The 26,077-nt window shown below is 44.6% G+C and carries 25 protein-coding genes and 1 tRNA gene; 7 read left to right on the top strand and 19 right to left on the bottom strand.

Annotation, left to right across the window (positions count from 1 at the left end; all coding sequences use genetic code 11):
* Positions 1-8: 8 nt before the first annotated feature.
* The 10 genes from K2Y18_01725 to K2Y18_01680 all read right to left on the bottom strand — a co-directional run bounded on the left by K2Y18_01725 (position 9) and on the right by K2Y18_01680 (position 7,438).
* Positions 9-596, bottom strand: a complete 588-nt coding sequence (locus tag K2Y18_01725) for a DUF3501 family protein (protein MBX9804453.1) — start codon at positions 594-596, stop codon at positions 9-11.
* A gap of 15 nt (positions 597-611) precedes the next feature.
* Complete coding sequence (locus tag K2Y18_01720; protein ID MBX9804452.1) at positions 612-1,913, bottom strand: glycerol-3-phosphate dehydrogenase; 1,302 nt, start codon at positions 1,911-1,913, stop codon at positions 612-614.
* A 150-nt stretch (positions 1,914-2,063) separates the two neighbouring features.
* The gene (locus tag K2Y18_01715) at positions 2,064-2,480 is read right to left on the bottom strand and encodes a rubrerythrin family protein (GenBank protein MBX9804451.1); all 417 of its coding nucleotides are present in this window, start codon (positions 2,478-2,480) and stop codon (positions 2,064-2,066) included.
* 119 nt (positions 2,481-2,599) lie between these two features.
* Positions 2,600-2,812, bottom strand: coding sequence for a YdcH family protein (locus tag K2Y18_01710; GenBank protein ID MBX9804450.1), 213 nt, complete (start codon positions 2,810-2,812; stop codon positions 2,600-2,602).
* A 118-nt stretch (positions 2,813-2,930) separates the two neighbouring features.
* A tRNA-Phe gene (locus tag K2Y18_01705) sits at positions 2,931-3,006 on the bottom strand.
* 90 nt (positions 3,007-3,096) lie between these two features.
* Positions 3,097-4,320 carry a CCA tRNA nucleotidyltransferase gene (locus tag K2Y18_01700; GenBank protein ID MBX9804449.1) on the bottom strand — a complete coding sequence of 408 codons (1,224 nt, stop codon included), beginning with the start codon at positions 4,318-4,320 and terminating at the stop codon, positions 3,097-3,099.
* Positions 4,321-4,374: 54 nt separating this feature from the next.
* Entirely contained in the window at positions 4,375-5,571 is a 1,197-nt protein-coding gene (locus K2Y18_01695; protein MBX9804448.1) for a UbiH/UbiF/VisC/COQ6 family ubiquinone biosynthesis hydroxylase, read from the bottom strand.
* Complete coding sequence (locus tag K2Y18_01690) at positions 5,565-6,092, bottom strand: hypothetical protein (GenBank protein ID MBX9804447.1); 528 nt, start codon at positions 6,090-6,092, stop codon at positions 5,565-5,567. Before K2Y18_01690 ends, K2Y18_01695 begins: the two co-directional genes overlap by 7 nt.
* Positions 6,089-6,871 (bottom strand): pyrroline-5-carboxylate reductase, encoded by a 783-nt coding sequence (proC, locus tag K2Y18_01685; protein MBX9804446.1) that lies wholly within the window; start codon positions 6,869-6,871, stop codon positions 6,089-6,091. The genes K2Y18_01690 and proC overlap by 4 nt, the downstream gene beginning before the upstream one ends.
* 72 nt (positions 6,872-6,943) lie before the next feature.
* Positions 6,944-7,438: a YbjN domain-containing protein gene (locus K2Y18_01680; GenBank protein MBX9804445.1), complete on the bottom strand. Its 495-nt coding sequence runs from the start codon at positions 7,436-7,438 to the stop codon at positions 6,944-6,946.
* Between the two features lie 666 nt (positions 7,439-8,104).
* Here K2Y18_01680 and K2Y18_01675 point away from each other — a divergent pair.
* From K2Y18_01675 to K2Y18_01665, 3 genes are all read left to right on the top strand, one after another.
* Positions 8,105-8,563, top strand: a complete 459-nt coding sequence (locus K2Y18_01675; GenBank protein MBX9804444.1) for a winged helix DNA-binding protein — start codon at positions 8,105-8,107, stop codon at positions 8,561-8,563.
* A 160-nt stretch (positions 8,564-8,723) separates the two neighbouring features.
* Positions 8,724-9,422, top strand: a complete 699-nt coding sequence (locus tag K2Y18_01670; GenBank protein ID MBX9804443.1) for a phosphatidylserine decarboxylase — start codon at positions 8,724-8,726, stop codon at positions 9,420-9,422.
* Complete coding sequence (locus K2Y18_01665; GenBank protein MBX9804442.1) at positions 9,422-10,270, top strand: phosphatidylcholine/phosphatidylserine synthase; 849 nt, start codon at positions 9,422-9,424, stop codon at positions 10,268-10,270. The genes K2Y18_01670 and K2Y18_01665 overlap by 1 nt, the downstream gene beginning before the upstream one ends.
* Before the next feature lie 8 nt (positions 10,271-10,278).
* Here the strand turns inward: K2Y18_01665 and K2Y18_01660 are convergent, their stop codons facing one another.
* A complete protein-coding gene (locus K2Y18_01660) occupies positions 10,279-11,580 on the bottom strand; it encodes an MFS transporter (protein ID MBX9804441.1) in 1,302 nt (433 codons plus the stop codon).
* A gap of 58 nt (positions 11,581-11,638) precedes the next feature.
* Positions 11,639-12,553 carry a LysR family transcriptional regulator gene (locus K2Y18_01655; protein ID MBX9804440.1) on the bottom strand — a complete coding sequence of 305 codons (915 nt, stop codon included), beginning with the start codon at positions 12,551-12,553 and terminating at the stop codon, positions 11,639-11,641.
* 332 nt (positions 12,554-12,885) lie between these two features.
* On the opposite strand from K2Y18_01655, the gene K2Y18_01650 reads away from it, so the two are divergent.
* The gene (locus tag K2Y18_01650; GenBank protein ID MBX9804439.1) at positions 12,886-13,548 is read left to right on the top strand and encodes a hypothetical protein; all 663 of its coding nucleotides are present in this window, start codon (positions 12,886-12,888) and stop codon (positions 13,546-13,548) included.
* 25 nt (positions 13,549-13,573) lie between these two features.
* On the opposite strand, the gene K2Y18_01645 is transcribed toward K2Y18_01650, so the two are convergent.
* From K2Y18_01645 to K2Y18_01630, 4 genes are all read right to left on the bottom strand, one after another.
* Positions 13,574-15,727 carry a hypothetical protein gene (locus K2Y18_01645; GenBank protein MBX9804438.1) on the bottom strand — a complete coding sequence of 718 codons (2,154 nt, stop codon included), beginning with the start codon at positions 15,725-15,727 and terminating at the stop codon, positions 13,574-13,576.
* A gap of 119 nt (positions 15,728-15,846) precedes the next feature.
* Entirely contained in the window at positions 15,847-16,992 is a 1,146-nt protein-coding gene (locus K2Y18_01640; protein MBX9804437.1) for an ABC transporter permease, read from the bottom strand.
* Positions 16,979-17,902 (bottom strand): ABC transporter ATP-binding protein, encoded by a 924-nt coding sequence (locus tag K2Y18_01635; GenBank protein MBX9804436.1) that lies wholly within the window; start codon positions 17,900-17,902, stop codon positions 16,979-16,981. Before K2Y18_01635 ends, K2Y18_01640 begins: the two co-directional genes overlap by 14 nt.
* A complete protein-coding gene (locus K2Y18_01630) occupies positions 17,899-18,894 on the bottom strand; it encodes an HlyD family efflux transporter periplasmic adaptor subunit (GenBank protein ID MBX9804435.1) in 996 nt (331 codons plus the stop codon). Before K2Y18_01630 ends, K2Y18_01635 begins: the two co-directional genes overlap by 4 nt.
* 195 nt (positions 18,895-19,089) lie before the next feature.
* On the opposite strand from K2Y18_01630, the gene K2Y18_01625 reads away from it, so the two are divergent.
* The gene (locus K2Y18_01625) at positions 19,090-20,241 is read left to right on the top strand and encodes a flagellar motor protein MotA (GenBank protein MBX9804434.1); all 1,152 of its coding nucleotides are present in this window, start codon (positions 19,090-19,092) and stop codon (positions 20,239-20,241) included.
* Between the two features lie 276 nt (positions 20,242-20,517).
* Positions 20,518-22,080 carry an NTP/NDP exchange transporter gene (locus K2Y18_01620; GenBank protein MBX9804433.1) on the top strand — a complete coding sequence of 521 codons (1,563 nt, stop codon included), beginning with the start codon at positions 20,518-20,520 and terminating at the stop codon, positions 22,078-22,080.
* A gap of 71 nt (positions 22,081-22,151) precedes the next feature.
* Here the strand turns inward: K2Y18_01620 and K2Y18_01615 are convergent, their stop codons facing one another.
* Both K2Y18_01615 and K2Y18_01610 read right to left on the bottom strand, forming a co-directional pair.
* Complete coding sequence (locus K2Y18_01615; GenBank protein MBX9804432.1) at positions 22,152-22,613, bottom strand: GNAT family N-acetyltransferase; 462 nt, start codon at positions 22,611-22,613, stop codon at positions 22,152-22,154.
* 45 nt (positions 22,614-22,658) lie between these two features.
* Entirely contained in the window at positions 22,659-24,239 is a 1,581-nt protein-coding gene (locus K2Y18_01610) for an AAA family ATPase (GenBank protein MBX9804431.1), read from the bottom strand.
* 37 nt (positions 24,240-24,276) lie between these two features.
* Here K2Y18_01610 and K2Y18_01605 point away from each other — a divergent pair, with 37 nt between their 5' ends.
* Positions 24,277-25,059, top strand: a complete 783-nt coding sequence (locus K2Y18_01605; GenBank protein MBX9804430.1) for an SOS response-associated peptidase — start codon at positions 24,277-24,279, stop codon at positions 25,057-25,059.
* Here K2Y18_01605 and K2Y18_01600 read toward each other — a convergent pair.
* Positions 25,049-26,056, bottom strand: a complete 1,008-nt coding sequence (locus K2Y18_01600; GenBank protein ID MBX9804429.1) for a hypothetical protein — start codon at positions 26,054-26,056, stop codon at positions 25,049-25,051. The genes K2Y18_01605 and K2Y18_01600 overlap by 11 nt on opposite strands.
* Positions 26,057-26,077: the final 21 nt, after the last annotated feature.

The following is a 26,077-nucleotide window of genomic DNA, read 5'->3' as shown; positions in this document are numbered from 1 at the left end:
TTATTTTATCACTCCTCAAAATCACCTTGCAAAGCAGCCCGTACAGCCTCGGGCATGAGCGTTTTAATGGTGAATTGAGGATGGGTAATTTCAACGACAATGTCTTGATGAGGCTTCGAAAAGTCAGCGATCTGATCCTTTGAAAACACCCAATGAATAAAGTGGATGGCCGAAGTCTTACCGGACTCTGTCGTGCGACTCGGGTCCTCTTCAGGCGCTCCCTTCAAAATATGGTTACAAAAGCGGATGGTCAAATGATATTCAATGCCCCCCAGCACGCCCAACACTTGGGCGCGACGGACAGGGTCATCGATTTCAATCATAAAGGTGGCAACCAGCTCTTGCCCTTGTGGCAACAGAGGATTGTAGGCAAGGAGCTCATCTTCTGCTTGTGCGTCGCCTCCCTTTTCGATGTAGAGCATTTCTTGAATTTGCCACCACAAAGTGTCGTAATTCTCAAAGAAAAGCGTGGCTTCTTGACCCAATGGAAGCCGGCGATTCTTCTTGATCGAGATCGTCTCTTGGCGCTTGGTGGCACGGATCTTCGTAAATTCCTCAAGAGGCAACAGGTCTTCTTTGGTGATGCGTTTCTTCATTTTTTTCTTCTTCTGTTACAGGCCATAGGCACGGGCGAAAATTTCTATCGGGTGGGCTTCTTCTACAACAGCCCTTTCATCCAACTTCTCCATCCCCTGGCGAATATGGGTAGCCGCGAGAGGACATTCCGATAGCACAAGTCGATTTTCCGATTTAAGGGCACTTTGCGCCACAGGTTTACCCACTTTAAGGGCTATGTCAAAGTTCTCAGCCATCACCCCCCACGCACCGCCATGACCCGAACATCGCTCAATCACTTGGAGATCGATATCCGGAATCAACCGCAGCAAATCCGTGGCCTTTTGACCGATATTTTGAGCCCGAGCATGGCACGCAATATGAACCGTGACCCCTTCTGTCAACGGTTTAAGACCGGGTTCCAATCCAGGTTCTTTCGAAAGAGCAACCATATATTCACTAATATCTCGGGTTGCTTTGCTTAACACTTGCACATTCTCATCATCCGGCACAATCAATGGCCATTCTGATTTCAACATCAGCGCACATGAAGGAACAAGGGCAATCACCTCATACCCCTGATCAATCCAGGGGCGCATCTCTTTGGCAACGTTACGGGCGGCCTTTGCGACCGCTTCTAGATTCCCTTGTTCAAGAAGAGGCATGCCACAACACCCTGGATAGACAACTTGTGTTTCAACCCCGTTATGGGCAAGGACTTTTCGGGTAGCAAGGCCAATTTTCGGATCATTATAATTACCATAACACGTTGCGTAAATCGCGACTTTGCGCCCATAAGCCGCAGCGCTCGTATTGAGGGGCAACGGGTCCTTTGTTTGACGAACAAGAGTAGAAGATTGAAACTTGGGCAACGCGGCATCTCGATGAATACCAAGGGTCTTTTCCATCAAAGGACGCGTAAGGGCATTTCCCTCTTTTGTGGCCCAGTTGGCTAGCGGTGACACAATCGTACCAATCGCGCCGGTCTGATCCGTTTTTGCCATCACTTTTTTCGTAAAAGGGACTTTACCTTGGGATAATTCGAGCGCCCGATACCGCAACATCAGGTGAGGAAAATCGAGGTTGAACTCATGAGGAGGAATGTAGGGACATTTCGACGCAAAGCACAAGTCACACAAGGTGCACGCCTCAACAACGGGGGCAAAGTCTTCGCTTTTAACGGAATCAAGCTCACCCGTTGGGGACTCGTCCACGAGATCAAACAATCGGGGGAAGGTATCACATAAATTAAAGCAACGGCGGCATCCATGACATATGTCAAAGACCCGACGCACTTCTTCATCTAGCTTTTCCGGGTTCAAATAATCAGGATGGGTCCAGTCAATGGGGTGACGCATACAGGTTTTACCTTTTTGTCGTGTTCTTAAGCAGATGATAATTGAATTGGCGCGAGGGGGGAAGTTAGAATAAATGATTTTGTATTCTTACCTCTCCCACAAGGGGAGGGGTAAGAATACAATCTGGCGCTTCAGAAAGCTAAATCAACCTCAGCTCATGGTCTCCAAAGCACGTTGGAAGCGACCGGCGTGGGAACGCTCAGCCTTGCCCAATGTCTCAAACCAATCAGCAATCTCTTCAAAACCTTCTTCACGGGCAGTACGAGCCATACCTGGATACATATCTGTATATTCATGGGTCTCCCCAGCAATAGCAGCCTTCAAATTTAGGGTCGTATCCCCAATCGGCAAGCCTGTTGCCGGATCGCCGACCGCTTCCAAGAATTCCAAGTGACCATGGGCATGACCAGTTTCGCCTTCGGCGGTAGAGCGGAATACGCTCGCCACATCGTTGTAGCCTTCAACGTCCGCTTTTTGTGCGAAATACAAATACCGGCGATTGGCTTGAGATTCGCCTGAAAAGGCTTCTTTCAAATTTGCTTCTGTCTTGCTTCCTTTTAAAGCCATCTTATTCTCCTTTAATTAAACAATTTCAATGCATACTATCAGCTAAACCAGGCCTCACGTCAAGATATTAGAGGTTTTAAATGTAAAATGATATGTATTGAAATGAAAAGCTTTATACTTTAAGCGATAATGTCAGGAACGAGGAGAGCGTCGATTTTTTGGATTTGTTCTTTAACCATGATGCGGCGTTTCTTTAAGCGAAAAACTTGAATATCGTCATTGAGGCCTTGAAGAGACAGTTGTGCAATCTCGTCTTCGAGTTGACGATCTTCCTTTTTCAACTTATCCAGCTTGTGCTGTAATTCTACAACGACACTTGGCTCTAACGGCATTATTTATTTATACCCACGCTGTTTTATTGCTTCTTATTTAAGCACTTCTTAAGAGAATTTACAAGATAAATAAAAATTACCTCATCTACAATTGAAGGAAAAACTCGAGAACAATTAATGGTGCCCAGAGCCGGAATCGAACCAGCGACACAGGGATTTTCAATCCCTTGCTCTACCAACTGAGCTATCTGGGCATACGTTTACACATCAGGCTTCCCATGCATAATAAATCTGGAGCCAGATGTCTAGATGTAAAATGCTAAGGGTACGGAAAATAAGGGGATTTATTTACTTTTTTCTTGAGACTCAGCGTCCCTCACCCACGCCAAACAAGCCTCTCGATCAGGGAAAAAGCCTTGATCAATCCACCAGGACTCGCAAGCTTTTAGGAGCTCTCCCAGCTTTGGGCCAGCTATAACACCCATATCCACCAAGTCCTTTCCCTGAATCGGAAACGTTGGGGAATGCCAAGAGGCGGCTATTTTGAAAGCCTCGCGCTGAATCGAGGCGGACGCGCTCAACGAGCCTACACACAAGCTCAATAGGGTGAAATCCTTGAAAAGCGAGACGCCATCTTGATAGAGATTCCGATAGATGGTCCTCTCTGAACTCGGATAAGAATCAAGGCGCATGACACAATCATGAAGATACTGCCTTTGATCACGAGAAAGACGCAAAGCTGTGCTGGCACCTTTGACGTCAATATTTGGCAACGACAGGGCGGCCAGACGGCACATCACACTTGTGGGCTCTCCAAAGGCGAGAAGAGCCTCGATGGCTTTAAGATTCAGGGGCTGTGGCACAACAAATGAATCAAGGCTTTTCTGATGAAGGAGGGTGAGGCTTAAAAGCGGCTTTGGGGCGCTCAACAATTTCATAAACTCATGGCCAATGCGTTCCCGCGACAAGCCCTTTAACCCATGATGATGGGTGGCACATGCCTGCAAGGCTTGGGGCTCGATGGGACCATGACCATACCAGGCGAGAAAACGAAAATACCGCAAAATGCGCAAATAATCTTCCCGAATGCGCATGTCCGGATCGCCGACGAACCGAATAATCCCCGCCTCTAGATCTTCAATCCCCCCAAAATAATCAATGACTGTTCCATCTCTTTCCGCATAGAGAGCATTAACTGTAAAGTCGCGACGGGCTGCGTCTTCCTCCCAGTCGGTTCCAAAGGTTACGCGCGGATGACGACCGTCCGTTTCCCAATCTTCCCGCAAAGAAGTAATTTGAAACGGGCGACCTTCCAGAACGGCAGTAATCGTTCCAAATTCGTACCCTGTGGGGATAGAATCGATATCGTCTGTTGTGAGAATATAAATAATTTCATCGGGCGGGATCGGAACAGCAATATCAATGTCATAAGCCTCAACACCTAGAATGGCATCGCGAACACACCCCCCCACAAAGCGCGGGTAAACTCCATGCTTTTCAAATGTCTGGAAGAGCTTTTGAGTAATCTGATCCCCCATGAGGGGAAATTTTTCTAAATTCAGCTTCATACTTGATACTATAGAAACTCTGGATTGAGAGAGCAAGGGCAGGGAAAGAGGAGGTTAAATACCCATCGCATGGCGCATGAGACGACGCTTCAATGGGGGGATCTCGTTAACAATACCAAGGCCAGTATTACGCAAGAAAGAGAGGATATTGGATTTGTTCGAGAATAAACGCACCATGCCATCACTCATGGCGAGAATGGATAAAGTATCAACCCGGCGACGGCGTTGATAGTCCTCGAGGATACTCTTTGACCCAATATCCAACCCTAATCCCCGTGCCTTGCCAAGAACCTCTGCCAACGCTTTCGCATCCCGCCATCCTAAATTGACCCCCTGCCCCGCTACTGGATGCACCGTATGAGCCGCATCTCCGACAATGGCGAGGCGATGATCAACGGTTTCCTTGGCCACCATGGCGCTTAAAGGGTAGGACCATCGCTTACCGGACACGTCAAGCGTTCCAAAATAGGGAAAGAGGTCCTGGAGTTCAGAAGTGAGCTTTGCATCATCCAACTCCAACAAACGCTTAATATCATCGGGAGACCCTGTCCATACAATGCCAGAACGATACGCGCCCGTTGTGGAACAAGTCTTTAAAGGCAGAATCGCAAAAGGGCCTTGGGGTTGAAAAATTTCCCAAGCAGTCCCAAGGTGGGGCTTTTCGTGGACCACATGTGCAATCAAAGCCATTTTCTCGTAACTCCACCGAAATGTCTTAAGATTAGCGTCGTCTCTTGTGGGTGAAAGACGACCTTCTGCTCCAACCAAAAGAGGGCTTTTAAGGATGCGCCCATCTTCTAAATCAACGACAACACTCTCCAGATTTCGCGTCGTACGCGCAACATTTGCTGGCGCCATCCAAGTCAGATGGTTGGCAAGCTCTGCCGCCCTATGGAAAATCCCTTGGCGTAGAACCAGATTTTCAACGATATATCCCATAGGAATGCTTCCAATATCTCGATGGTCATAATAAATCGCCCAGGGAGAGTCACGTTCAAAAACACGGATATCTAATATGGGCTCAGCTGCGTGAGCCACTTTTTCCCAGATACCCAACTTCTCAAAAATAAGTTTAGATCCGTAAGAAACCGCTGTTGTACGCCCATCAAGGTCTGGCTTTAACAGCTCGTCCGGTGAATCTCGATCAATAACAGCTACGTTAAAATTTTGTTGCGCCAGCGCCACGGAGAGCGTGCCACCCACCAAGCCTCCTCCAACGATCACTACGTCCACTTTTAAGGGATTTACCATGGCATTTCACTCAACTGTTTCAGCCCGCGATCCAAAGTGACAAGCGTATGCTCTTGTTGCGGTGTTTCGTCATAGAGCCAGGTATAAAGGACATAAATGATGAGAGCCGCATAAGCCCTCAACCGAATCGGCGACCAGAGATCATCATCCTTAAGGCCGCATTCTTTCAAAACGCGCCCAACCATCTTCATCAAATATGGACGTAAAGTCAGCACCACCATGGGCGTCGACACTAAGTCACCCCATAAACGTCGTATCGTTTCTCGATGAGCAAGGCACGCATCTAAGTGGGCCATAATTTGATCTGTTAATCGATCGAGGATAGCGGATGTTGATTCGATTTGTGTTGTCATAGCCTGGTTATGAATTTCTTCCATAAGGACCAACACCATAAACGCTGGATCAGGATAAAGGGTCTTCAGGTCAAGGGTATGTTGCCCGGTTTCTTGGGCGAGTCGATCCACCGTCAAGGCTGCCAGGCCACCTTCATCAGCTAATTTCCATAAGGCCTCTTCGTTCATTGAGACAGTTCCTGTCCTCTATGGATGGCTGCTTTTACAGCCACGCGCACCAACTTTCCTAATGCATCCTGATGATCAAAAGCACTTAAAGCAGCCGCAGTAGTCCCCCCAGGGCTCGTAACGCGAATGCGCAAATCCGTGGCAGTCTCAGAGGAATGCTGAAGCATTGCACCCGCCCCTACAGCTGTTTGACGGGCCAATTGCATCGCAACTTCTGGGGGTAACCCACAAACAATGCCAGCTTGAGCCAAACATTCCACCATACGAAAGAAATAAGCAGGACCGCTGCCTGATATAGCTGTAACCACATCCATCAAACTTTCTTTGTCAAGCCATAATACTTTTCCAGATGCCTCAAAGATGGCCTGCCCCATAGACCGATGGGATTCACTTAAAAGATGACGTGTCGTTAATACAGCTATCCCCTGTCCTTCAGTTACAGGAAGATTCGGCATCGCTCGAATGATGCTCTCCTTTTCACCTAAGACCTTGTGGAAAGCCTCCAACGGAACACCTGCCGCTATGGATAAGAATAAGCACCCTTGACCAGAAAAACGGCAATAATTGGGCAAAATTTCGGGCAAAACTTGTGGCTTCACCGCAAAGATGATCATTTCAGGAATATAGTCCCCTGGTAATGCGGCAAAATCAGGTAAATATTGGGAATTTGAAGGTTCGATAACAACAACATCAAAAGGAGCGTTCACACGCTCCCACCCGGCCTTTAAAGCGCCGCCCATTGCACCACACCCAACCAGAAGAAATTTTGTTCGCTTCATATGACCTCCCTTATCTCAAGGTTTAGTGTAGCATGGAATGACAATGGTGATGCCAATAATCGGCGTCGTTTTTTATGCCTCACCAACCGTATCAATTAACCCCATCTGCAACGCATCTTGGGGCAATATATCATGGGTCAATAGGGTTCCGAAAACTGGATAGAATGTTTCACATTCCCCAATGATGGTATCCATGAGCTCCTCAATTTGAGGAATCACCTCTTTAGATTTATGGCTTTGCAAAGGAAGAGCATAACGAAACACAATCCATTGATCCTCAACCAAATCAAAATGGCCCATCCACAACCTGCGATTGATTAGTGTTAATAGTTCATAGATTCCGCTTGGCAAAGACTCGGGAATTTTTAAATCTAGAAAACACGCCAAGTAAAAGAGACTGGACTCTGGCTGCCAACATAAGTGAAACCGATATTCTCCCCAATGGCCTGGTATATCGATGACCAATTCATCTGGGCGCAATCTTTCCCAATTCCACGAAGATTCATCAGCAATCTCTGAAGCTACGCGCAAAGGATCAAAGTTTCCCAGTTTTTTTGCAACAATCATTAAGTTAGAGCTTTTCGTTTAAAAAATTTGTAAGGTATCATCCGTTATTTTCTAGAGTTTTTCAACCCTTGTCAATTTTTCCACGTCTTCTGCCGTATAAACGCCCCATCCTCGATTGTAATGGAAATGTTAATAAAAAACCCCAGGATTTCCTTAAATTTTGGCCAAAATACATGTTTATTTGTTTTTTTTGTATCTATGGTATTGAAAAACAATAAGGAATAGTATAAATATACTCTTACCTAGAGTGAATCAAAAAGCTGTCTCGGGATTTATAATACCACAATTGAGATTTTTAGACCGCTTTTTTGATGCTGCAACCATAAAAAAACAAAAGTGCACATCACCCAGGAACGCTTTCGCTTCTGAGGGATTACAAGATCTAATGATCATGATGAACGAATTTTCTTGAAAGTACCGTTGCGCTTCTTAAGAAAATAACACTTGGAGATTGCGAGGGGGGGGGTGTCTGCAAGGATTGCAGGGAAAATTCGCTTAAGAATTGGTCCTATGAGGTACCTCAAGGAGGAAAATTTCACGGGGCGACAAGCGTTCTCAAGAAAAAAAATAGATATCTTTTCATTTTTTTTTAAAAGCTTAAAAGAATTTTAACCAATTAGCGATAAATTTAAATAGAAACAGAAAGTTTTATAAGGGGTGTAAACCATGAAAGAAAATTATTTTAAGTCCGTTGTGATGATCGAACGCCTTCACCGGCTCTTCCTTGAAGTTGTGAAGGTTGAATTAGATCGCATGAAGATTCGAGACATTAACAACGTGCAGTGCCTTGTTTTGTATAACGTTGGACGGGGACAAGTAACGGTCGGCGAGTTGACCAACCGTGGTTACTATCTTGGATCCAATGTTTCTTATAACTTGCGTAAAATGGTTCAAAACAGCTATTTGATCCAAGAACCAAGTGCTCATGACCGCCGCTCCAGCCATGTTAAGCTATCAGAAAAGGGTATCAAGTTACATGACCGGTTGGATGAATTGTTCACCATGCACGCAAAAGCCCTTGCTCAAGAAGGTGTTGATGCTGCAAAAGCAGAAGAATTAGATCAGATGCTGACCAGCCTAGAAGGCTTCTGGACAAGCTTGCTCACGCGCGATTTGCGCCGATAATTAAAACCCTTATAAAACAAAAAGAGGGGGTGTGCAAACACCCCCTCTTTTTTTAAGATACTCATCCTTTAGACTCTCCTCTTAAGATTCCCCCCTTGAAATTTTCTAAAGTTCAGGGCAGTGTGGGAAGCAATTGAGTTCAAGGGAGTCAACTTTAACCATGTCTCTGTTCCTTCCCATACGCATTCACCCTGAAGGGTGGCGCTTTATCGTTATATTTGCAGTCCTTTCTGTTGTCCTATTTTATGTGGCAGAACCCCTCGGATGGATTGGGCTAATCTTAACAGGATGGTGTGCTTATTTTTTCCGAAACCCCAAGAGAATTACACCAACTCAAGGAGGACTCATCGTCAGCCCTGCAGACGGTATCGTTTGCGCCATTACAACCATGCCGCCTCCTGCCGAACTTGACATGGGCAAAGCGCCTCATCTTCGGATTAGTATTTTCTTGAATGTCTTTGATGTGCACGTAAATCGGATAGCAATTGGAGGTAAAATTGTAAAGTCCGTTTATAGCCCTGGACACTTCTTGAATGCAGCATCCCATAAAGCGAGCGATCATAATGAACGACAATCTCTCGTCATTGAAACGACCAATCATACCAAAGTTGCCTTTGTCCAAATCGCAGGACTGATTGCCAGACGAATCGTTTGCAATGTTAAACAAGGCGATACCGTTGAAACCGGAGCTGTGTATGGTCTCATTCGTTTTGGGAGTCGCATGGATATTTACTTGCCCGAAGGAATCAACCCTCTTATTATCGAAGGGCAACGCATGATTGCAGGCGAATCAGTAATTGCTGATTTAAATGCGAAAGCCATGCCAAAGAAGGTGTTGCGAGAAGGAACGTGCCACTAATGACTTGGAAACGAAAAACGACTGCACTTCAAGAAAACAAGAGTGAGGCAACACCAAGTAAGCGCACCCTTCGAACGCGGTTGCCAGGCCGTCTCCGAAAACGCCCCTTGCAAGGATATACACTCGCTTCCATGCTCCCCAATATCGCAACGGTTCTTGCCCTTTGTACAGGCTTAAGTGCTGTTCGCTTTGCTTTGCAAGAACGGTGGGAATGGTGCGTGACCGCTATACTCATTGCTGGCATCCTTGATGCCGTTGATGGCCGCTTGGCACGGTTTTTTGGGAGTACAAGCCGCTTTGGGGCTGAACTTGACTCTCTTTCAGACTTTATTAGTTTTGGCGTCACCCCTGCCCTGGTCATGTATTTTTTCACCCTTCACCAGTGGGGCGGATTTGGGTGGGCACTCGTATTGCTCTTCAGCGTTTGTATGGCTTTGCGCTTAGCACGTTTCAACACACGAAGCATTGAGGGAACAACACCAACATGGGCGGTTGCCTATTTCACGGGAACACCGGCTCCAGCGGCCGCTGCCCTTGCGATCAGTCCCATTGTCTTTTCTTTTGAATGGTCTTATTCATTCATTTACAGCCCATACTTCTGTGGACTCATCCTTTTTGCCGTGGCTTTATTAATGGTGAGTGCGATTCCCACATATTCCTTGAAAAAGGTTCACATTCCCCACAAGTACGTGCTACCTGTCATGGTCATCAGCGCCTTATCCACAGCTGCCCTCTTCAGTAAACCCTGGATGACATTGACGGTCGTTGCTATAGGATATGTCAGCACCTTTCCCTTTAGTATTGTGTCTTATCGAAGAGCAGCTAAAGAGCAAGAAGTTGGGAACTAGATAAGTTATCAGTATCCAACACCTCTTTTTGTTTTCTTCTCCAAAGCTGAAATGTCTTCCTCTTGTGTTGAAAGATTCGACCCGATAGGCCTTGAGTACTTTATTGCTATGATGCCAAAAACACTGCAAATCATCACATAAAAAGCAGGGGCAATAGGAGTCCCAAAGGCACTTACAAAACCATGGCAAATCAAGGGAGTAGCGCCTCCTAAGGCGTCTCCTAAACCTGTTGCCAAGGCCATAGCGCTATATCTGTTTTGTGTGGGGAACAAGGTTGGAATAAAGGATACAGCCGGGCCAACTGAAGCACCAGAGACAACGCAAAAGGCTAACAAGACTACAAACACATTTAATAAAGAGTTCTCATAATTAAGAAATAAGAACAATGGTATGGCTAAGGCAAATATGGCCAGTGCTGCTGTCATCATGACACGTTTTCTTCCATAGACATCTGCTGCAATGCCCATGAGGGGGAAAAGAGCAATCAGCAAAACGAGAAACCCCGTATTTAAGAACATTCCTGAAGAAACGAGCGTGTCTTTGGGCAACATGAATTGAACAATATAGACAACAGGCGTGTAAAATAGGACAAGATGAAAGGCCGAAAGCCAAAAGGCGGACAAAAAGCTGCGTTTGTCTTGACTAAATACCTGCAGTAAGGGAAGCATAGCCTGCTTCTCCTTCGTTTGGTTTGCCAGAAACTCCGGTGTTTCAACGAGAGAACTTCGCAAGAAATACCCGATAAGACCAAAAACAGCCCCCAACAAAAAGGGCACACGCCACGCCCATGTGGGCATGAACGGCAAGGTGCAAAGTCCCCCAAGGGTTGTACCCAAGAGCGCTCCGATAAGACTGGAAGCGGGGAGAAGACTACAAATAAACCCTTCCCTCTTTTGATTGCGATGGTGCTCTGATAGAAAAATCGCAGCTCCCGTATACTCCCCACCGGTGCAAATCCCTTGCATTATGCGACACAAAACGAGAATGATGGGAGCAAAAATCCCAATTGTTGCATACGTAGGGAGAAGTCCCATAATCGTCGTTGGAATGGTCACAAGAAGCACAGCAAGAACAAGCGCCCTCTTACGCCCCCAACGATCCCCAATATGACCAAATATTAACCCCCCAAAAGGTCTTGCGAGAAAGCTGATGGCAAATGCGGCAAGACTTGCAAATTGGGAGTTTGCAAGGTCTTCTGACGGAAAAAATAAGGGAGATAAGAACACCGCAAAAAACCCATAAAGGGTGATGTCGTAGTACTCAATGGCGTTTCCAATTGTCGCGGTCAGTATCGTTCTTATTTTAGTCAATGGGTGTCTCCTCGATGTTTTTTTTTAGTAATTGAAAAACAAACTCTATCCTAATAAGTTAATCCACGTTAAATTTCACCCCGATACTTTCTAAGTATTTTTCAAAAAAACGTTGGAATACATAGGTGCTTTTTTGCATAGACGCACTTGCGTTTTGCTTCGTGCAAAAATAGGCTTTGATTATAGGCCCCTTAATTTGAGGCAGGACTCTCATTAAATTTCCCTTGTAAAAAACATTTGAATCAACGGGGAATGAGCAGATACCAATACCTTGTTCCGCTGCTGAAAACATGGAAGATGTTGAATTTATGGTCAAAGTAGGTACGAGTTTTGGTAACCCCCAGCTTTTCCCCTTCAGATGCCAGTTAATCTCCTCAAAATGAGTAAATTCATGGGTACCATATCCCATCATACAATGATTCTTAAGATCTTCAGGCACTTTTGGAACCCCCTTCTTCTTCAAATACTCTTCACTGGCAAACAGACCATGTTCATAGGTAAGGTGCCACTTTTTTATCAAGTCAGGGTTGTTGCCAATGGGCCTAAATAAAATATCTGCACCAGCTTCTACGTTCCTTTGAAGACAGTCATCTGCAATCACATTCAGTTTTAGGTTTGGATAATTTGTGTGAAAATCTTTGATACACGACATCAACCATCCTGTAGCAACAGCCATTGTCGTCGAAATAATGATGTTTCCCTCTATCTCGCGGGACTCTTCCTTGACGATATTCTGCAAACCTTCTTCATAAGTGTTATACATTTTACGTGCTATAGGCGCAAATGCCGCACCCTCTTTTGTCAAAAAGGAATTCCCGCGTTGCCTTTGGATGAGCTTTAATCCTGTCTCACTTTCAATTTCATTGATATGATTCCACATATTCGACCGGGGGATCCCAAGGGCCTTGTGACCATCAAAATCACAACCTGTCTCTGCAAGGTATATGAATGTTTTTAGCGCTTTTATTCTCATAATCTCAACCCAAAATACAAATGCGATCAATTGTCTATGTTCTTGAAATGCAGGAAAAGAAGGCCTTTAACGGTATCAGAATTGGTTCTTAATGTTCCACCCTACTCGATCTAGGGTAGTATCTGAGTTATCGTTAGAATTGGCATTTGCCCCCTAATGCGCAATGGATAGCACACTTTAAACCCCAGGAGCAAACACTAGAATTGTGACAAAAAATACCGTTGACATTTTTCTTATCTTCATGGCATCTAGATACAAGATATCTAAATATCATTTAAACACATCTTAAATTTAGATATCTTAGGTGATAAATTCTAAAAGCGATGGAGTTAATGATGTTACACCTTGTTCCAAAAACTCTCCTCCCCTTTCATTTAGATGCCTTTTCTCAAAAACACGATTGGTTTTCAAAGACACAAGAACCCCTTTTCGCAAAATTTCTTTCAGATTTTCATGAGGCTTCCCAAAACCTTTTTTCCTTTCAAGCGCACAATGCCCGATACGACCTGCATTGTTCAACTCTTTTGGAATTACAAGTAATTTTAATCACAGAAGACGAAGTAGAATTTCAATGCGACTCCCTGATTCCAATGCTTGTGGGCGATTTTCCAATGATTGATGAGCAAAAACTTCACGACAAAGTCTTTGGAGACGAGTATCTTCAAAAAACCCTAATGACACAATTTTATCTCAACGTACTTGAATCCCTCCTCCTCGCTTGCGAAGAGAAGAAAGCAAGTGGCTTAATCTTGACGGTTGATGATCGTTGTCACCCTGCCGTTGAGGTCTTTCGAAACCACATGAAAACAGAAACAGAAGTGTGTTCCGAACAAGGGAATCAGACTCAAATCACGATCTTGGCCTCCCAAGATACCTATGAGAAATTGAGTCATTTCATGGAAAAAATCGACCATGAATTTTGCCGCACCTTATGGCGTAATCATGGTGGAAATCCTATCCTTCGTCAGCATTTGAAGTATCACGCGGTTGTGTGATGGGACTTGTATCGGGTATCCCCCCTTACTTCTCCGTTAAATGCACGACACCATCCCAATCTTCTGGGGGTGGGTTTTCTTTAAAAGTATTGCAGCGCTCCAAGTACAAAGTTGTTGTAAAGTCTTCTCCATAGTGACCCTTAATGTCTTCGAGCAGGCTAATGGCCGCATCCCAGCGACGTTCAAGATACAGCTGGAAGGCCTTTGAAAAGAGTTTACAATAATTAACTTGCGCCTCCGACGGCAGAAGGGCGGGGTCATCTTGAAAGATACCCACCAATTCATAAATCTTAACACCTCTCGTTTTTCCTTTTACAGCGACAAGGTCGACAGGGCGCACCAAAACGTGATCTTGGACCTCGGAGAGCACTTCTTCACTAATGATGATGCTTGTGTGATACATCTTGTTGGTACCCTCCAAGCGCGCGGCAAGGTTCACTGTATCCCCAAGGGCAGTATAATTCATCCGATCAGAGGAGCCCATGTTCCCTACAATAACATCGCCGGTGTGAATACCAATGCGCGTCTCTAAAACGGGCTTTCCTTCAACAGCCCATTGGCGATTGAGGTTCCCTAAACGATGCTGAAGCGCAAGAGCCGCACGGCACGCATTTAAGGCTTGGTCTTTATCAACAATCGGTGCGCCCCAAAATGCCATCACCGCGTCGCCAATATATTTATCGATCGTCCCGTTAGCTTTCATAATGATGTTCGTGACTTCTTCAAAATATTCAGACAAATGAATAACGAGTTTCTCAGGAGCATAGTTCTCAGAGACACTCGTGAAGTTCACAACGTCTGAGAACAATAGAGTCACGCGACGGAGTTTACCCCCAATCTTAACCGTTTGATTTGTTCGAAGAAGTTTGGCAACCAAGACTTTCGGAATAAACTTAGAGAATGCCCGCATGCTCATGCGCATTGAAGTAATGGAATTGTTGAGCAGCTGTAGCTCATAGATATCTGTTTTGACCTCTTCATTACTATCGAGTTCGAAATTTTTAATGCGTGTGGCTTCCTCAGAAAGAGAAATAATGGGGCGAGCAATACGCCTTGCGATGAACCCAATCAATGCAACGGATATCAAAAAGATTAAGAAAGTAATCAAAAGAATCTTACGTTGGGTGTCCTTAATGCTGCCCACAAACTCATCGATAGGAACGATAAGACCAATGGACCATTTTTTCTCAAATGTCTTAGGGAAGAATGCAAAGCTGGAAATATATTCAATGCCATCATTAACAATGGTGAAGTTCGCTTTCTTATCATTCCTAAATTTTTGATATCCTAATATCCAGCGCTTATCGGACAATTCGTTTAAGTTGATGGCCCGAACCTTTTCGCCCTCAACCTTAACCATTTGGGACTTATCCGTACTCGCAATCACTTCTTCCTTTTCCGTCATAATGAAGGCCGAGTAGTCCTTTGAAATACGGGTTTCGTTTAGGAATTCTGAAATTGCCCCCATTTCAATATCGACCGCTATAACCCCAACAAATGCACCTTGAGCATCAATTAGGGGATAACCCGTTGTTATTCCAGGCTTCTTCGTGGAGCTAAAAACATATACGTCGCTCCATTGAGGCGTTCGACTCTGGGACACACTCACATACCAATCTCGAATTAAGTGATTATACATCACTTTTGGGATGACTTCATGATCGAGAATTTTTCCTTCTGCGTCTTGATATTCCCATGTTTCTTGGAGAGTATCGTTTTCTCGAGATATAAATCGAATTGAAGAAACACTACCACCAGGGAGCTTGCGAGAAGGATCTGTTCTATAACTTGAGGTGACATCCAAACTCTTAACTTGCAAGAATTTTCCATCTTCCGTTCCGATATAAATTGAGGACAGGTACGGGTAAGACCTTAATATCCCTTCCATAAAGGCAATGAGAGGTTGATTTTTATTGCTGATGGGGGATTTTTCTTTAACGATATCAGCCCCTAAATGGGTGATCAGTTGTGCTTGATTCAGATATGAAATAACCTTATCAACGGAAAACTTGCTTACATGGGTTAAAAGATCTTCTGAAATTTGAATCATGGATTCAGAATTCGACTGATAAGTGTACCATGTTGTTGCCAGTGTTGTACCGAAAGTAATAAAGAAAAAGCTGGCTAAGATATCAACGTATAGCTTTCGACATTTCCATGAGAATTTATAATTCTCCATCTTTTAAAACCTTTCTGTAGGTACACTCCTAACAAATGATAGACCGAAAATCCTTTATTTTTCGTTAACTTTAGGCTATCTCAAGGGCCCCTGTTTTGTATAAAATTTTTTGATAAACCCTAATCCAAGGTCTCTGTGTATCGGAACATCGCCAACGTCATGGCCCCAAGCATAAAGATGATGATTGGCCAAAGATGAGGCCAGACTTCGTATAAACCATTGCCTTTCAATAGGATCCCCCGAACAATGCGCAAATAATGGGTGAGAGGCAATATTTCCCCGATGGATTGCGCCCAATCTGGCATGCCGCGAAAGGGGTAGAAAAACCCAGACAAAAGAAGAGAGGGGAGGAAGAAAAACGTACTCATTTGTGAAGCTTGAAGCTGGTTGGATGCAATTGTGGAAAATGTAAATCCTATGGAAAGATTGGCTGTAATAAAGAAGATTGTCACAAACGTCAGCAGAAGCAAACTCCCCATAATGGGTACTGAAAAGAAGAACTTTGAGCTTGCTAAGATAACAACGACTTGTATGTAACCAACAATAATAAAGGGAAGAATCTTCCCCAACATCACCTCAATGGGCCGCACCGGTGTAGACAGCAGATTTTCCATAGTGCCGCGTTCTTTTTCTCGGGTCACGGCAACCGAAGTCATCACCACCATTGTCAGAGTCAAAATGGTTCCAATGAGGCCTGGGACAATGTTGTATTGCGTAATCGCTTCCGGGTTGTAAAGGCGGTGAACACGCATCTCGAAAGGGGCCAGCTTTCCTTTTAAAGGTTGCAAAGGCCCAACAAGATCACGATCTAGTACCGTCGGATTCAAAGCAGATGCAGCCGCCAGGGCATTGGCCATAGCGGTGGGATCGGTTGCATCTGCTTGAATCAACACTGCGGGGCGTTCGCCGCGTTGCAGTTTGCGAGCAAAATTCTCCGGTATATTGACAACGAATTGAATATCTCCCGTATCTAGAAGAGTTTGGGCTTGCGTTTCATTGTTGAGAATGTGGGTGAACTTGAAATATTCAGAATTTTCTAAAGACTTTAAGAGAGTACGACTGAAGGGGCTGTTGTCATAATTGAGAAGCCCAGCAGGCAGTAATTTTGGGTCCGAATTCAAAGCAAATCCAAAGAGGCACAGCTGCATAATGGGCAAAAAGACCATCATGGCAAATGTGCCCCGATCCCGCCACATTTGAATAAACTCTTTGATTAAGATGGCCCAAAATCGGGGTATAGAAAAGGCAAACTTATCGAGAGCCATTGGTCTTCCCCGTCATTTGAACGAAAACATCTTCTAAATTCGGCGTTCCCTTCTCCCATATAATTCTTCGATCCCTTTGAAAGGGCGCAAGCGTTTGTTGTAAGAGAGTTGCATTCGCACCACTGATATGAAGAGTTTTGCCAAATACGGCTACCTGTTCAATGCCGGGTAGACCGACTAAAGCCGCCGCCAACAAGTTAGTATCCTCTCCTGTTGCCAACCACGTGGTTAAGCCGGATGTCGCGATCACCTCTTGAACCGTTCCCTTTATCAGAAGATCACCATAAGATATGTAAGCAATCTTGTGGCATCTCTCTGCTTCATCCATATAATGCGTACTCACCAAAACAGTCATGCCTTCGTTGGCCAATTGGTGAATTTCATCCCAAAATTCTCGACGTGCTTTGGGATCAACACCTGCTGTTGGTTCATCAAGTAACAAAAGTTTTGGCTTATGGAGAATGCATGCTGCCAAGCCTAAGCGCTGTTTCCACCCACCTGACAATTGGCCAACCAATTGCTGACGCCGACTTGCCAGGCCTAACCTTTCCAGGGTTTCATTGACGACTTTTGTTCGATTTTTGACCAAATACAATCGCGCGATAAAGTCCAAGTTTTCGACAATGCTTAAATCTTCGTAAAGACTAAATCGTTGGGTCATATATCCAGATTCTGCCTTTATCTGGTGAAATTCCTGTAACAAATCAAAGCCAAGACAAGTCCCCTTCCCTGAGTCGGGTTTTAAAAGACCGCAGAGCATGCGAATTGTGGTTGTCTTTCCACTTCCGTTTGGGCCTAAGAATCCGTAAATTTGTCCATACGCGACTTGAATTGAAAAATTTCGCACAACCGTTTTATCGCCATACTTTTTGGTCAAGTTCTCAACATCTATGGCAAAGGTCGTGCTCATGATGGGCCAATCAGCACATTGACCGGCTGCCCTGGGTGAAAGTGCTCAATAAGCTCTTTGGGACGTGCTTCCAACATATACAATAACTTTGTGCGCCATTCTCGGCTATAAATAACAGGGGGTGTATACTCAGCACTGGGGGAGATATAGCTCAACGTACCTGGCACACCTTTATCTAGACCATCTACTTGAATCGTAACGGTTTGCCCTATTTTCAAGCTCCCTAAACTTTCTTGGGGTACAAAGAAACGCACCTTAATATTTTGAGGGGGTAATATAACCGCAATGGGAGATCCAGCCGGAACCCATTCTCCCAAAACATACAACGTGTCAAAAATAAATCCCGAAACCGGAGATTTGATGAATTTCTGATCAACACGCCATTGAGCCTGTTGCAGCAGATTATCGGCCGCCTCAACAGCCTTTTCTGCTGCCTTAATTTCCATGTCACGTCCAGGCAGTTTGGCTACTTTCAATTGCGCCTTAAGCTCTAGAATACGCGCTTGCCCTCGATTATATAAGGCTCTGGCCCGATCAAGGTTTTCTATAGACGTAGACTTCGTAATAACAAGTTGTTCCTGTCGTTTGAGAGTCAGAAGGGCAAATTCTTGATCCGCTTCTGCTTGATCAAGCAAATCCTCAATAACTTCAATTTCTTCCGGTCGTTTCCCAACTTGGATGTTTTGTAAATCATACGCGGCTTTCTCTAAGCGACGCTCAGCCTCATCACGCGAAGCAATCTCGTTGACATGCTCAAGAATAAAAAGAGGATCCCCAGTGCTGATTTGCATCCCTCGCTTAATGGGAAGAGATGTTAGCGCACCCGCAATGGGTGAGGCCACACGGACATATTCGCCCTCAACATACCCTAAGTAACCCGAAGAAGATCTATGGGGATGAGTCCAGAAGAAATAGCCCCCGAAACCTACGATGAGAAGAAGGATCAGAGCTCTGATATTTAGGATCTTATGGATCCCTTCCTTAATCAACAATGCAAAAAACCCCCAAGTTAAAGCAAAACTTAATATTCCTTCCTTCAACTATAATTCACAGAAGGTATATAAACGTTTAACGGATAAGATGATTTTAAAAAGGGTTTCTCCTATATGTGCGGATTGCTCTTTGCACGGGACGCATTTTGGTCTAGAGTGGGCAATAAAAATTGAACAATAAAGGATCTTTTTCTCGTGAGTTACATCCATCGATACTTTCTTCGAATGCTCGCCTTCCTTGCTTTAATGGGGGGCGTTGTTGTTGTCTTATACCAACCCCTGTTGGCCGCTTTTAAAAACAATGTTCCTCTCAACACAGCTATTCTAACCACTCTTGGGTTTGGAATTGGCCTGGCTTTTTTCCGTTTATTGAACCTGCGCCGGGAACAACTTTGGTTTGATGGGTATGAACGAGGCGAAGAACGTTTTCCCGATACCCCTGAGCCGAAAATCCTATATCCGCTTTCCGTTTCTTTAGGCGAGAGCCAAAATAATACCCAAGTCTCTACGCTCACCCTTCGTTCTATTCTTTCCAGCGTCGAGTCAAGATTGGAAGAGATGCGGGATGTTTCACGATATCTTATTGGCTTGCTGATTTTCCTAGGGCTTTTGGGAACCTTCTGGGGATTATCACAAACGATCGGGGCCATAGCTGGCGTCATCACGGGCCTTGAGGTTGACGCCACAAACGTCAAAGACTCATTCCAAGGCCTAAAGCATGGGCTTCAAGCTCCCTTAATGGGCATGGGAACAGCCTTTAGCACTTCCATGTTTGGTTTGGCCGGCTCATTAATATTAGGGTTTCTGGACCTACAAGTCACAAAGGCGGCAGGCACCTTCTACCATAATCTTGAAGATCATTTAACATCAAAGTCCAAGTCAATCGGTGATCTCATCAGCACAGGCGCAACATCACATGGCAGTGGGCAAGCCTATTCGCAAGGCTTGTTGGAACAAACGGCTGAATGCATGGCACAACTTCAAAATATCATGCATCGCAATGAAGACAATCGCACTAACGTCTTGCACTCTCTCCACGATGTGGGTGAAAAAATCTCGATGTTGACAGAACAAATGGTCTCCCAACAAGTCTTACTCAAGAAAATGGCTCAAGGGCATGTGGATCTTCAAAAACAACTCGAAAACTTTGCTGCTGTGGTGGCAACACCCGCTTTTCAAGGTTCTGACGACGGCATTAAGCAGTACTTACGCAACTTGGATGCAACGACTTTGCGTCTTTTAGAGGAACTTATTGAGGGGCGGGCCCGCGGAATTCAGGAATTGAGAGGCGAAATTCGCTTGGTAGCTAGAACAATTTCAGCGTTGGCTGAGCAAGACGCAGCTTAGGATTTTCAACAGTTTTTAGGCTGCCTTGCCTAAATACATGATTTCACTCGTCAAAAACATCTTGCAACCCAGCTGTTTTTTATGATAGACCAAGGACCAAGAAATACAGTATATTGAACAAGTCGTTTTGGCGCTTGCCAAGACGTGTTTTTCTAATAAAAAAAATCACTGAATAATCATAGGTTAGTCTGGGTGGTTTTTTCTTTGTTTTTTAGAAAACAAGTCGGTTCAACAATTTTTTATGACTCGTGTTAACAAAGAAGGATTATTTTAAAGATGAGTGCAACTTCAACAACACAACCCGAATTCACCGGATGGCGTGCCGCCCTTTGGCCTATTCACAACCATGAACTGAAAAAGTTCCTCCCCCTTGCTTTTATTATGTTTTGTATCCTGTTCAACTACACACTCTTGCGTGATACAAAAGATACCATCGTCGTGAACTCTGCTGGTGCAGGTGCCATTTCATTTTTGAAACTGTACTGTGTGACCCCTGCTGCAATTTTGTTCGTTATCTTCTACGCGAAGTTAACCAACGTATTGAGTCGCGAAAATGTGTTTTATGCAGTTGTGATGCCATTCTTAATATTCTTCGGGGCCTTTGCCTTCATTATTTACCCAAATCTTGAAGCCTTACACCCAAGTCCAGAATCCATCTCTGCCTTAAAACTATCTTATCCGGCCTTAATTGGGTTTATTGATATCTACGCCTATTGGTCATTCTCCCTTTTCTACGTCTTGTCTGAGATTTGGGGCAGTGCCATGATCGCCTTGATGTTCTGGCAGTTTGCCAACCACGTCGTTCGTATGCGGGAATCAAAACGGTTTTACGGATTGTTTGGAGTTGTTGCGAACGTGGCCCTCATCCTGTCAGGTCAGCTCGTTAGATATTGTTCAGAAGACATCAAAGCGTTTTATGCAACACCTGAAGAAGCTTGGCAAATGTCCATCTATCTCTTGATGGGATCCGTCCTTGTATTCGGAACTTTTGCGATGCTTTGCTATCGCTGGATGCACACGTCTGTTCTAACTGACGCGCGTTACTTTGATCCAGAAGAAGCTGGTGTCCCGAAGAAGAAAAAGGAAAAACCATCCCTTGTCGAGAGTATTAAACTCATTCTTCGCTCACCGGAGCTGGGTTTAATCGCGCTTCTCATCATGGCTTATGGGGTAACTATTAACTTGATCGAAGTCCAATGGAAGAACCAATTGGGTCTCTTCTTTGGCGGCGACAAAGGTGGATACAACGCATTCATGGGGAACTTCTCCACGATTACGGGTATCTTCACAATTGTGTTCGGACTCTTCCTCGGATCTAACATTTTGCGCCGCGTTAGCTGGTTTACGGCAGCCGTGATCACGCCACTTGTCATTACCCTGGGAGGCGTTATCTTCTTTGCTTTCATCTTTGCCAAAGAATGGGTTGATTTCATCCTCCTCGCTATGGCAACCACTCCTGTAGCTGCTGCAAGCTTCTTGGGTGCTGGAATCGTCATCCTGTCAAAAGGCATCAAGTATATCCTTTTCGATTCAACGAAAGAAATGGCTTATATTCCTTTGGATGATGAATTAAAAACCAAAGGTAAAGCAGCTGTGGACGTCATTGGTGGTCGAGCTGGAAAAGCCGGAGGCGCCTTCGTACAAAGCAACCTTCAAATGGTTTTGGCAGCAGGTGCCATTACCAGCGGAGCCAACATTGTTTCCGTTACGGCGCCTTACGCGTTTGGCATCTTTGCGATTGTCTGCGTGTTGTGGCTCTTCGCCGTTAAAGGCTTGTCCTCAAAGGTAACAGCTGCCGTCGCACGACGTGCAGAAATAAACAAGCAGGCTGGAAAATAGTCTTTCTTACTGCCTAAGAAAAAAAAAGCGGGAAGAGAAATCTTCCCGCTTTTTTATGTAAACTTGAAGCGCTAATTAAATAATTTGAGATAGGTAATGCCATCGAGTCCCGGCTCATAATACTCTGGCATTATATAGCTTTCCTTATACCCCAGAGCCTTATAGAAGGATCTGCCGTCCTCATTGATGATGGGCGTATCTAAGTAGATTCCTCGATTTCCCCTCAACTGGCTCGCATTTTCAACATGCTCAACTAGCTTTCGTGCAATGCCTTGCCTTCGATGGTCAACTGATACAACAAGGCCGTGCAGGTTGCTCAGAAGATTCCACTTGTGATGTTGAGCTTGGATATATCCAACAATCTGATTTGAGAGGACAGCAACCCATACCTCGCCTTCTTCATCTTCAAGTAATTTACCAATTGCCTTCTTTTGCCCCTTAATGTACTGATCAGCCCAACCGACCTTTTCCAAGATGTTAATAATAGACTCAATGTCGCTTTGACCATACGGTCGAATCAATAATTTATTCATTGTTAGTCCTCATTAATTCTGTACACCCCTAACAATTGTGGAGACTTATGAAATCCGTGGTGTCATGTCTAGATCAACGATCCGATCCACCCGAAACACTCTTTTATCATTTCCATGAGACTCTTGGAAACTTCCCTCAAATCCTAAATACGACTGGCCCTGATAAGTCATTTCGCCCATGTGCAAGGGCGTTACGTTGATCGTTACTTTTTGATCATCAGCCTTTCGGTAAGTCATGGTTATCGGTGTCTTTGATTTGATCGCTTCCTCGATACGCGCAACCTTACTCGTCAGGGGATGTTTCTCCTCTGATTTTTGAGCTTCTAATTGAATTAAGAACCTGCCAACTTCCTTGTTCATCCACATGTGGTTCTGTTGAATAGGCTTCTTTAAAATGAGCCCCTCAAGAGTCGTACAGCGACTTAAAGCCACATAAACTTGGCCTGGCGTGAAGGCCCCTCTGCCAATATCAAAGACGACCTTCTCAAAGGTCTTGCCCTGACTTTTGTGAATGGTGAGCGCCCAAGCAAGTGCAAGGGGATACTGCGTAAAAGAACCAACCACCTTTGTCTTGATCTGTCCCTCTTCAAGGAAAAATTGCGATATTTCCCACTTATTCGGAGCAATCCATACTTTTTTCCCGGTCTCCAACTTCACGACCACGGATTCTTTGTTGTCCCTCTCTTCAATGGAGACCACCTTCCCCATGGTTCCGTTGACCCATCGACCTCTGGGATCATTGTTGACCATCATAACTTGAGAATGGGGGCGGATGTTGAGGACGGGGAGCGTTGGGAAGCAGTCCTTCTTAAAATCACCCTCAATATCAGCTTGAAATTGATGGAGCCTGCCAGGCAATTTTGAAAGCTTCTCTTCATTGAGAGATTGGGCATTGGCCGTATAGGGCGTCAAATAAACGAAATAGTCTTCCTCTGGCGGTTCGAAGTCTTCATCAACCCGCGTGTTCAGGAGATCGATATCAGCTCTTGTAAATGTTTGATTTCGAATGGCGTTCAGCAAATGAATGAACTTGTCGTCTTTTTGCCGATAAATTTTATCGAGTTCAATCAACTCCATACAAAAAGTCTCAAAAAAATTGGCACTAAAAAAATAAGGACTCGGGTAGTGTGCCTCAAATACTTCTTTCTCATCAGACGTCACAACGGGGGGAAGTTGGAATAAGTCCCCAATAAAAATCATTTGAAGTCCCCCAAAGGGCAGTTCAGGGTTCTTACCATTGAGACGCAAAAAACGATCGACGCAATCAATCAAATCTGCTCGAACCATGGATATTTCATCAATCACAATGGCGTCGAGGTTTGCGTAAATCTCCCGATCCTTTTCCTTGGAGAGTCGTCGGACCGCCCCCAGGGTCACTGTTGGTTTGAACTTGAAAAAAGAATGGATCGTTTGCCCTTGCACATTCAACGCTGCAACGCCTGTGGGCGCAAGAACCGCGATGTTTTTTTGCGTCTTTTCTTTAAAATAATTAAGGAGTGTCGATTTACCCGTACCCGCCCGTCCTGTAATAAACAAATTGAGCTGTGTACGTTCCATCAGCTCTAGCGCCTGCAGAAAATTTTCATTTAAATCAAGAGCTGGTGGCTCTTTGTCCTCATCTGTCATCAGGGTGAATGCTTTCATCTATTTTCTTGGAGGTTCTTTGGCTCCTCTGGTATATGATCTTAGTCTGATTTCCCTTTCTAATAAACACGAATTTGACAAAGACGCTGAAAACCGCCTTCACCCTTTGTTAACCAGTTGCCCCTACCATGAGTATTGGAAAGTTGATTCCCCATTATCATGGAGAGGTGTTTTGTGCGGTCGTTTCACCCTTGATTTAACATCTGATACTTTGGCTCAAGTATTTGGGATCATCAAGCCTGGTGACTTTAAGTTTGAATCTTATAATATCGCCCCTTCACAATCCGTGCCCGTTATTCATTTTGATAATCAAAGAGAAAAAGAACTATCGATGATGCAATGGGGGTTCATTGCCACCTGGGCAAAAAACGTTAAAGATGGCCCGCGACCCATTAATGCGCGTCTTGAAACGATTAGTGAGAATGCCTTTTTTAAAGGCGCATTTCAACGGAGGCGATGCTTGATCCCCGCGAGTGGTTTTTACGAATGGGACCAAAAAACAACCCCCAAACAACCCTATTATTTTTATCAAAAGAATGAGCCATTATTTGCTTTTGCAGGTATTTGGAACTATTTCGATGAGGAAGCAGAAAATATCTTGAGTTTCACACTCATCACGAAGGCAGCAGAAGCATCTGTCACGCCTGTCCATAACAGAATGCCTTTTGTGCTTAACAAGGATGACTATCCTTCTTGGCTCAATGAGGGCAATCTCCCCGACCGCTGTCCGCCCTTGGCGTCACGTCCTGTCAGCTTGGAGGTGAATTCACCAAAGAATAATACGGTAAGCCTCATCCAGTAGACGCATTATAATATGCTTTAAAATATCTACCTTGGTCAAAATCATAAATGGACCATCGTCTGGCAAGTTCGTAACCTAAGTCAACATCCTGGACATAGCCATTGCAGCCCCAAATATACCCAATCACGGCTCGCTTCCTCGCGCCCATATATCCTATTTTTAGGAGTTTTTCATTTATTCTGCTGGCCATTTTATGATTAATTTTAAACCCATAAGTGCCAGTGCTGTAACCAATCGCCATCCTTTTAAGGGCCCATATTTCTTGACGCTCTGCATGTACTCTAACAAGTCGGTTTGCTTCTGTTGGGTTAAAACCGTATCCATAATCATTATTGGGTAGACCAAGATCATCGACCTTTCTTTTCAGAGCCTCTTTATCACCTCTGCCGATTCGTTCATTATTCCATGTCAACGCTTTCTCTTGAGCTTTTTCAATCCCATAGACACCGTGAGCCCAACCTATGAGCATGAGCTTAATAGCCCATTCCTTTCCATTTCTTGCATGCATATCAATCAATTGCTTCGCCCGTGCGGGATTAAGCTCGTACCCAAATAACTGATAAGAGTATCCATAAACAGCTCTCCTGACCGCCTTGGGGTGACCAAGGTTGACCAAAATATCGTTCAACATACTCGATTCATTCGTCATTCTCTCATTAACGTGATAGCCATAAATGTTATCTGACCAAACATGGATCAATCTCATCACGGCTTCTTGATCTCCCAAGCGGAAAGCGACATCAAGGAGATGTTTAGCTTCTAAAGCCTCCGCTTTATCAATCCAAGCCTGATGCCAGGCAATATTTGCTTCGACAAGCGCTTCCCGCGCCAAAGCTCGTAAGTATATGGTGTTATCTTCTAACACAACACGCCTAACATATGGATTTGGGTCTTCCTTCTCGGACTCACCATAAACCGAAGAAGTTTGCACCAAAAACAAGCTGAATACGAAGGTGGCCCTAACAGAAATTGATAGCCATTTCTTTTTAATTTTCAAAGTTGCTCCTTCCGATCCTTT

It is taken from the genome of Alphaproteobacteria bacterium (assembly GCA_019746225.1).
Taxonomy (GTDB): domain Bacteria; phylum Pseudomonadota; class Alphaproteobacteria; order Paracaedibacterales; family VGCI01; genus VGCI01.
Note: the sequence above shows the minus strand (reverse complement) of the source record. Positions and strands in the feature narration are given on the sequence as shown.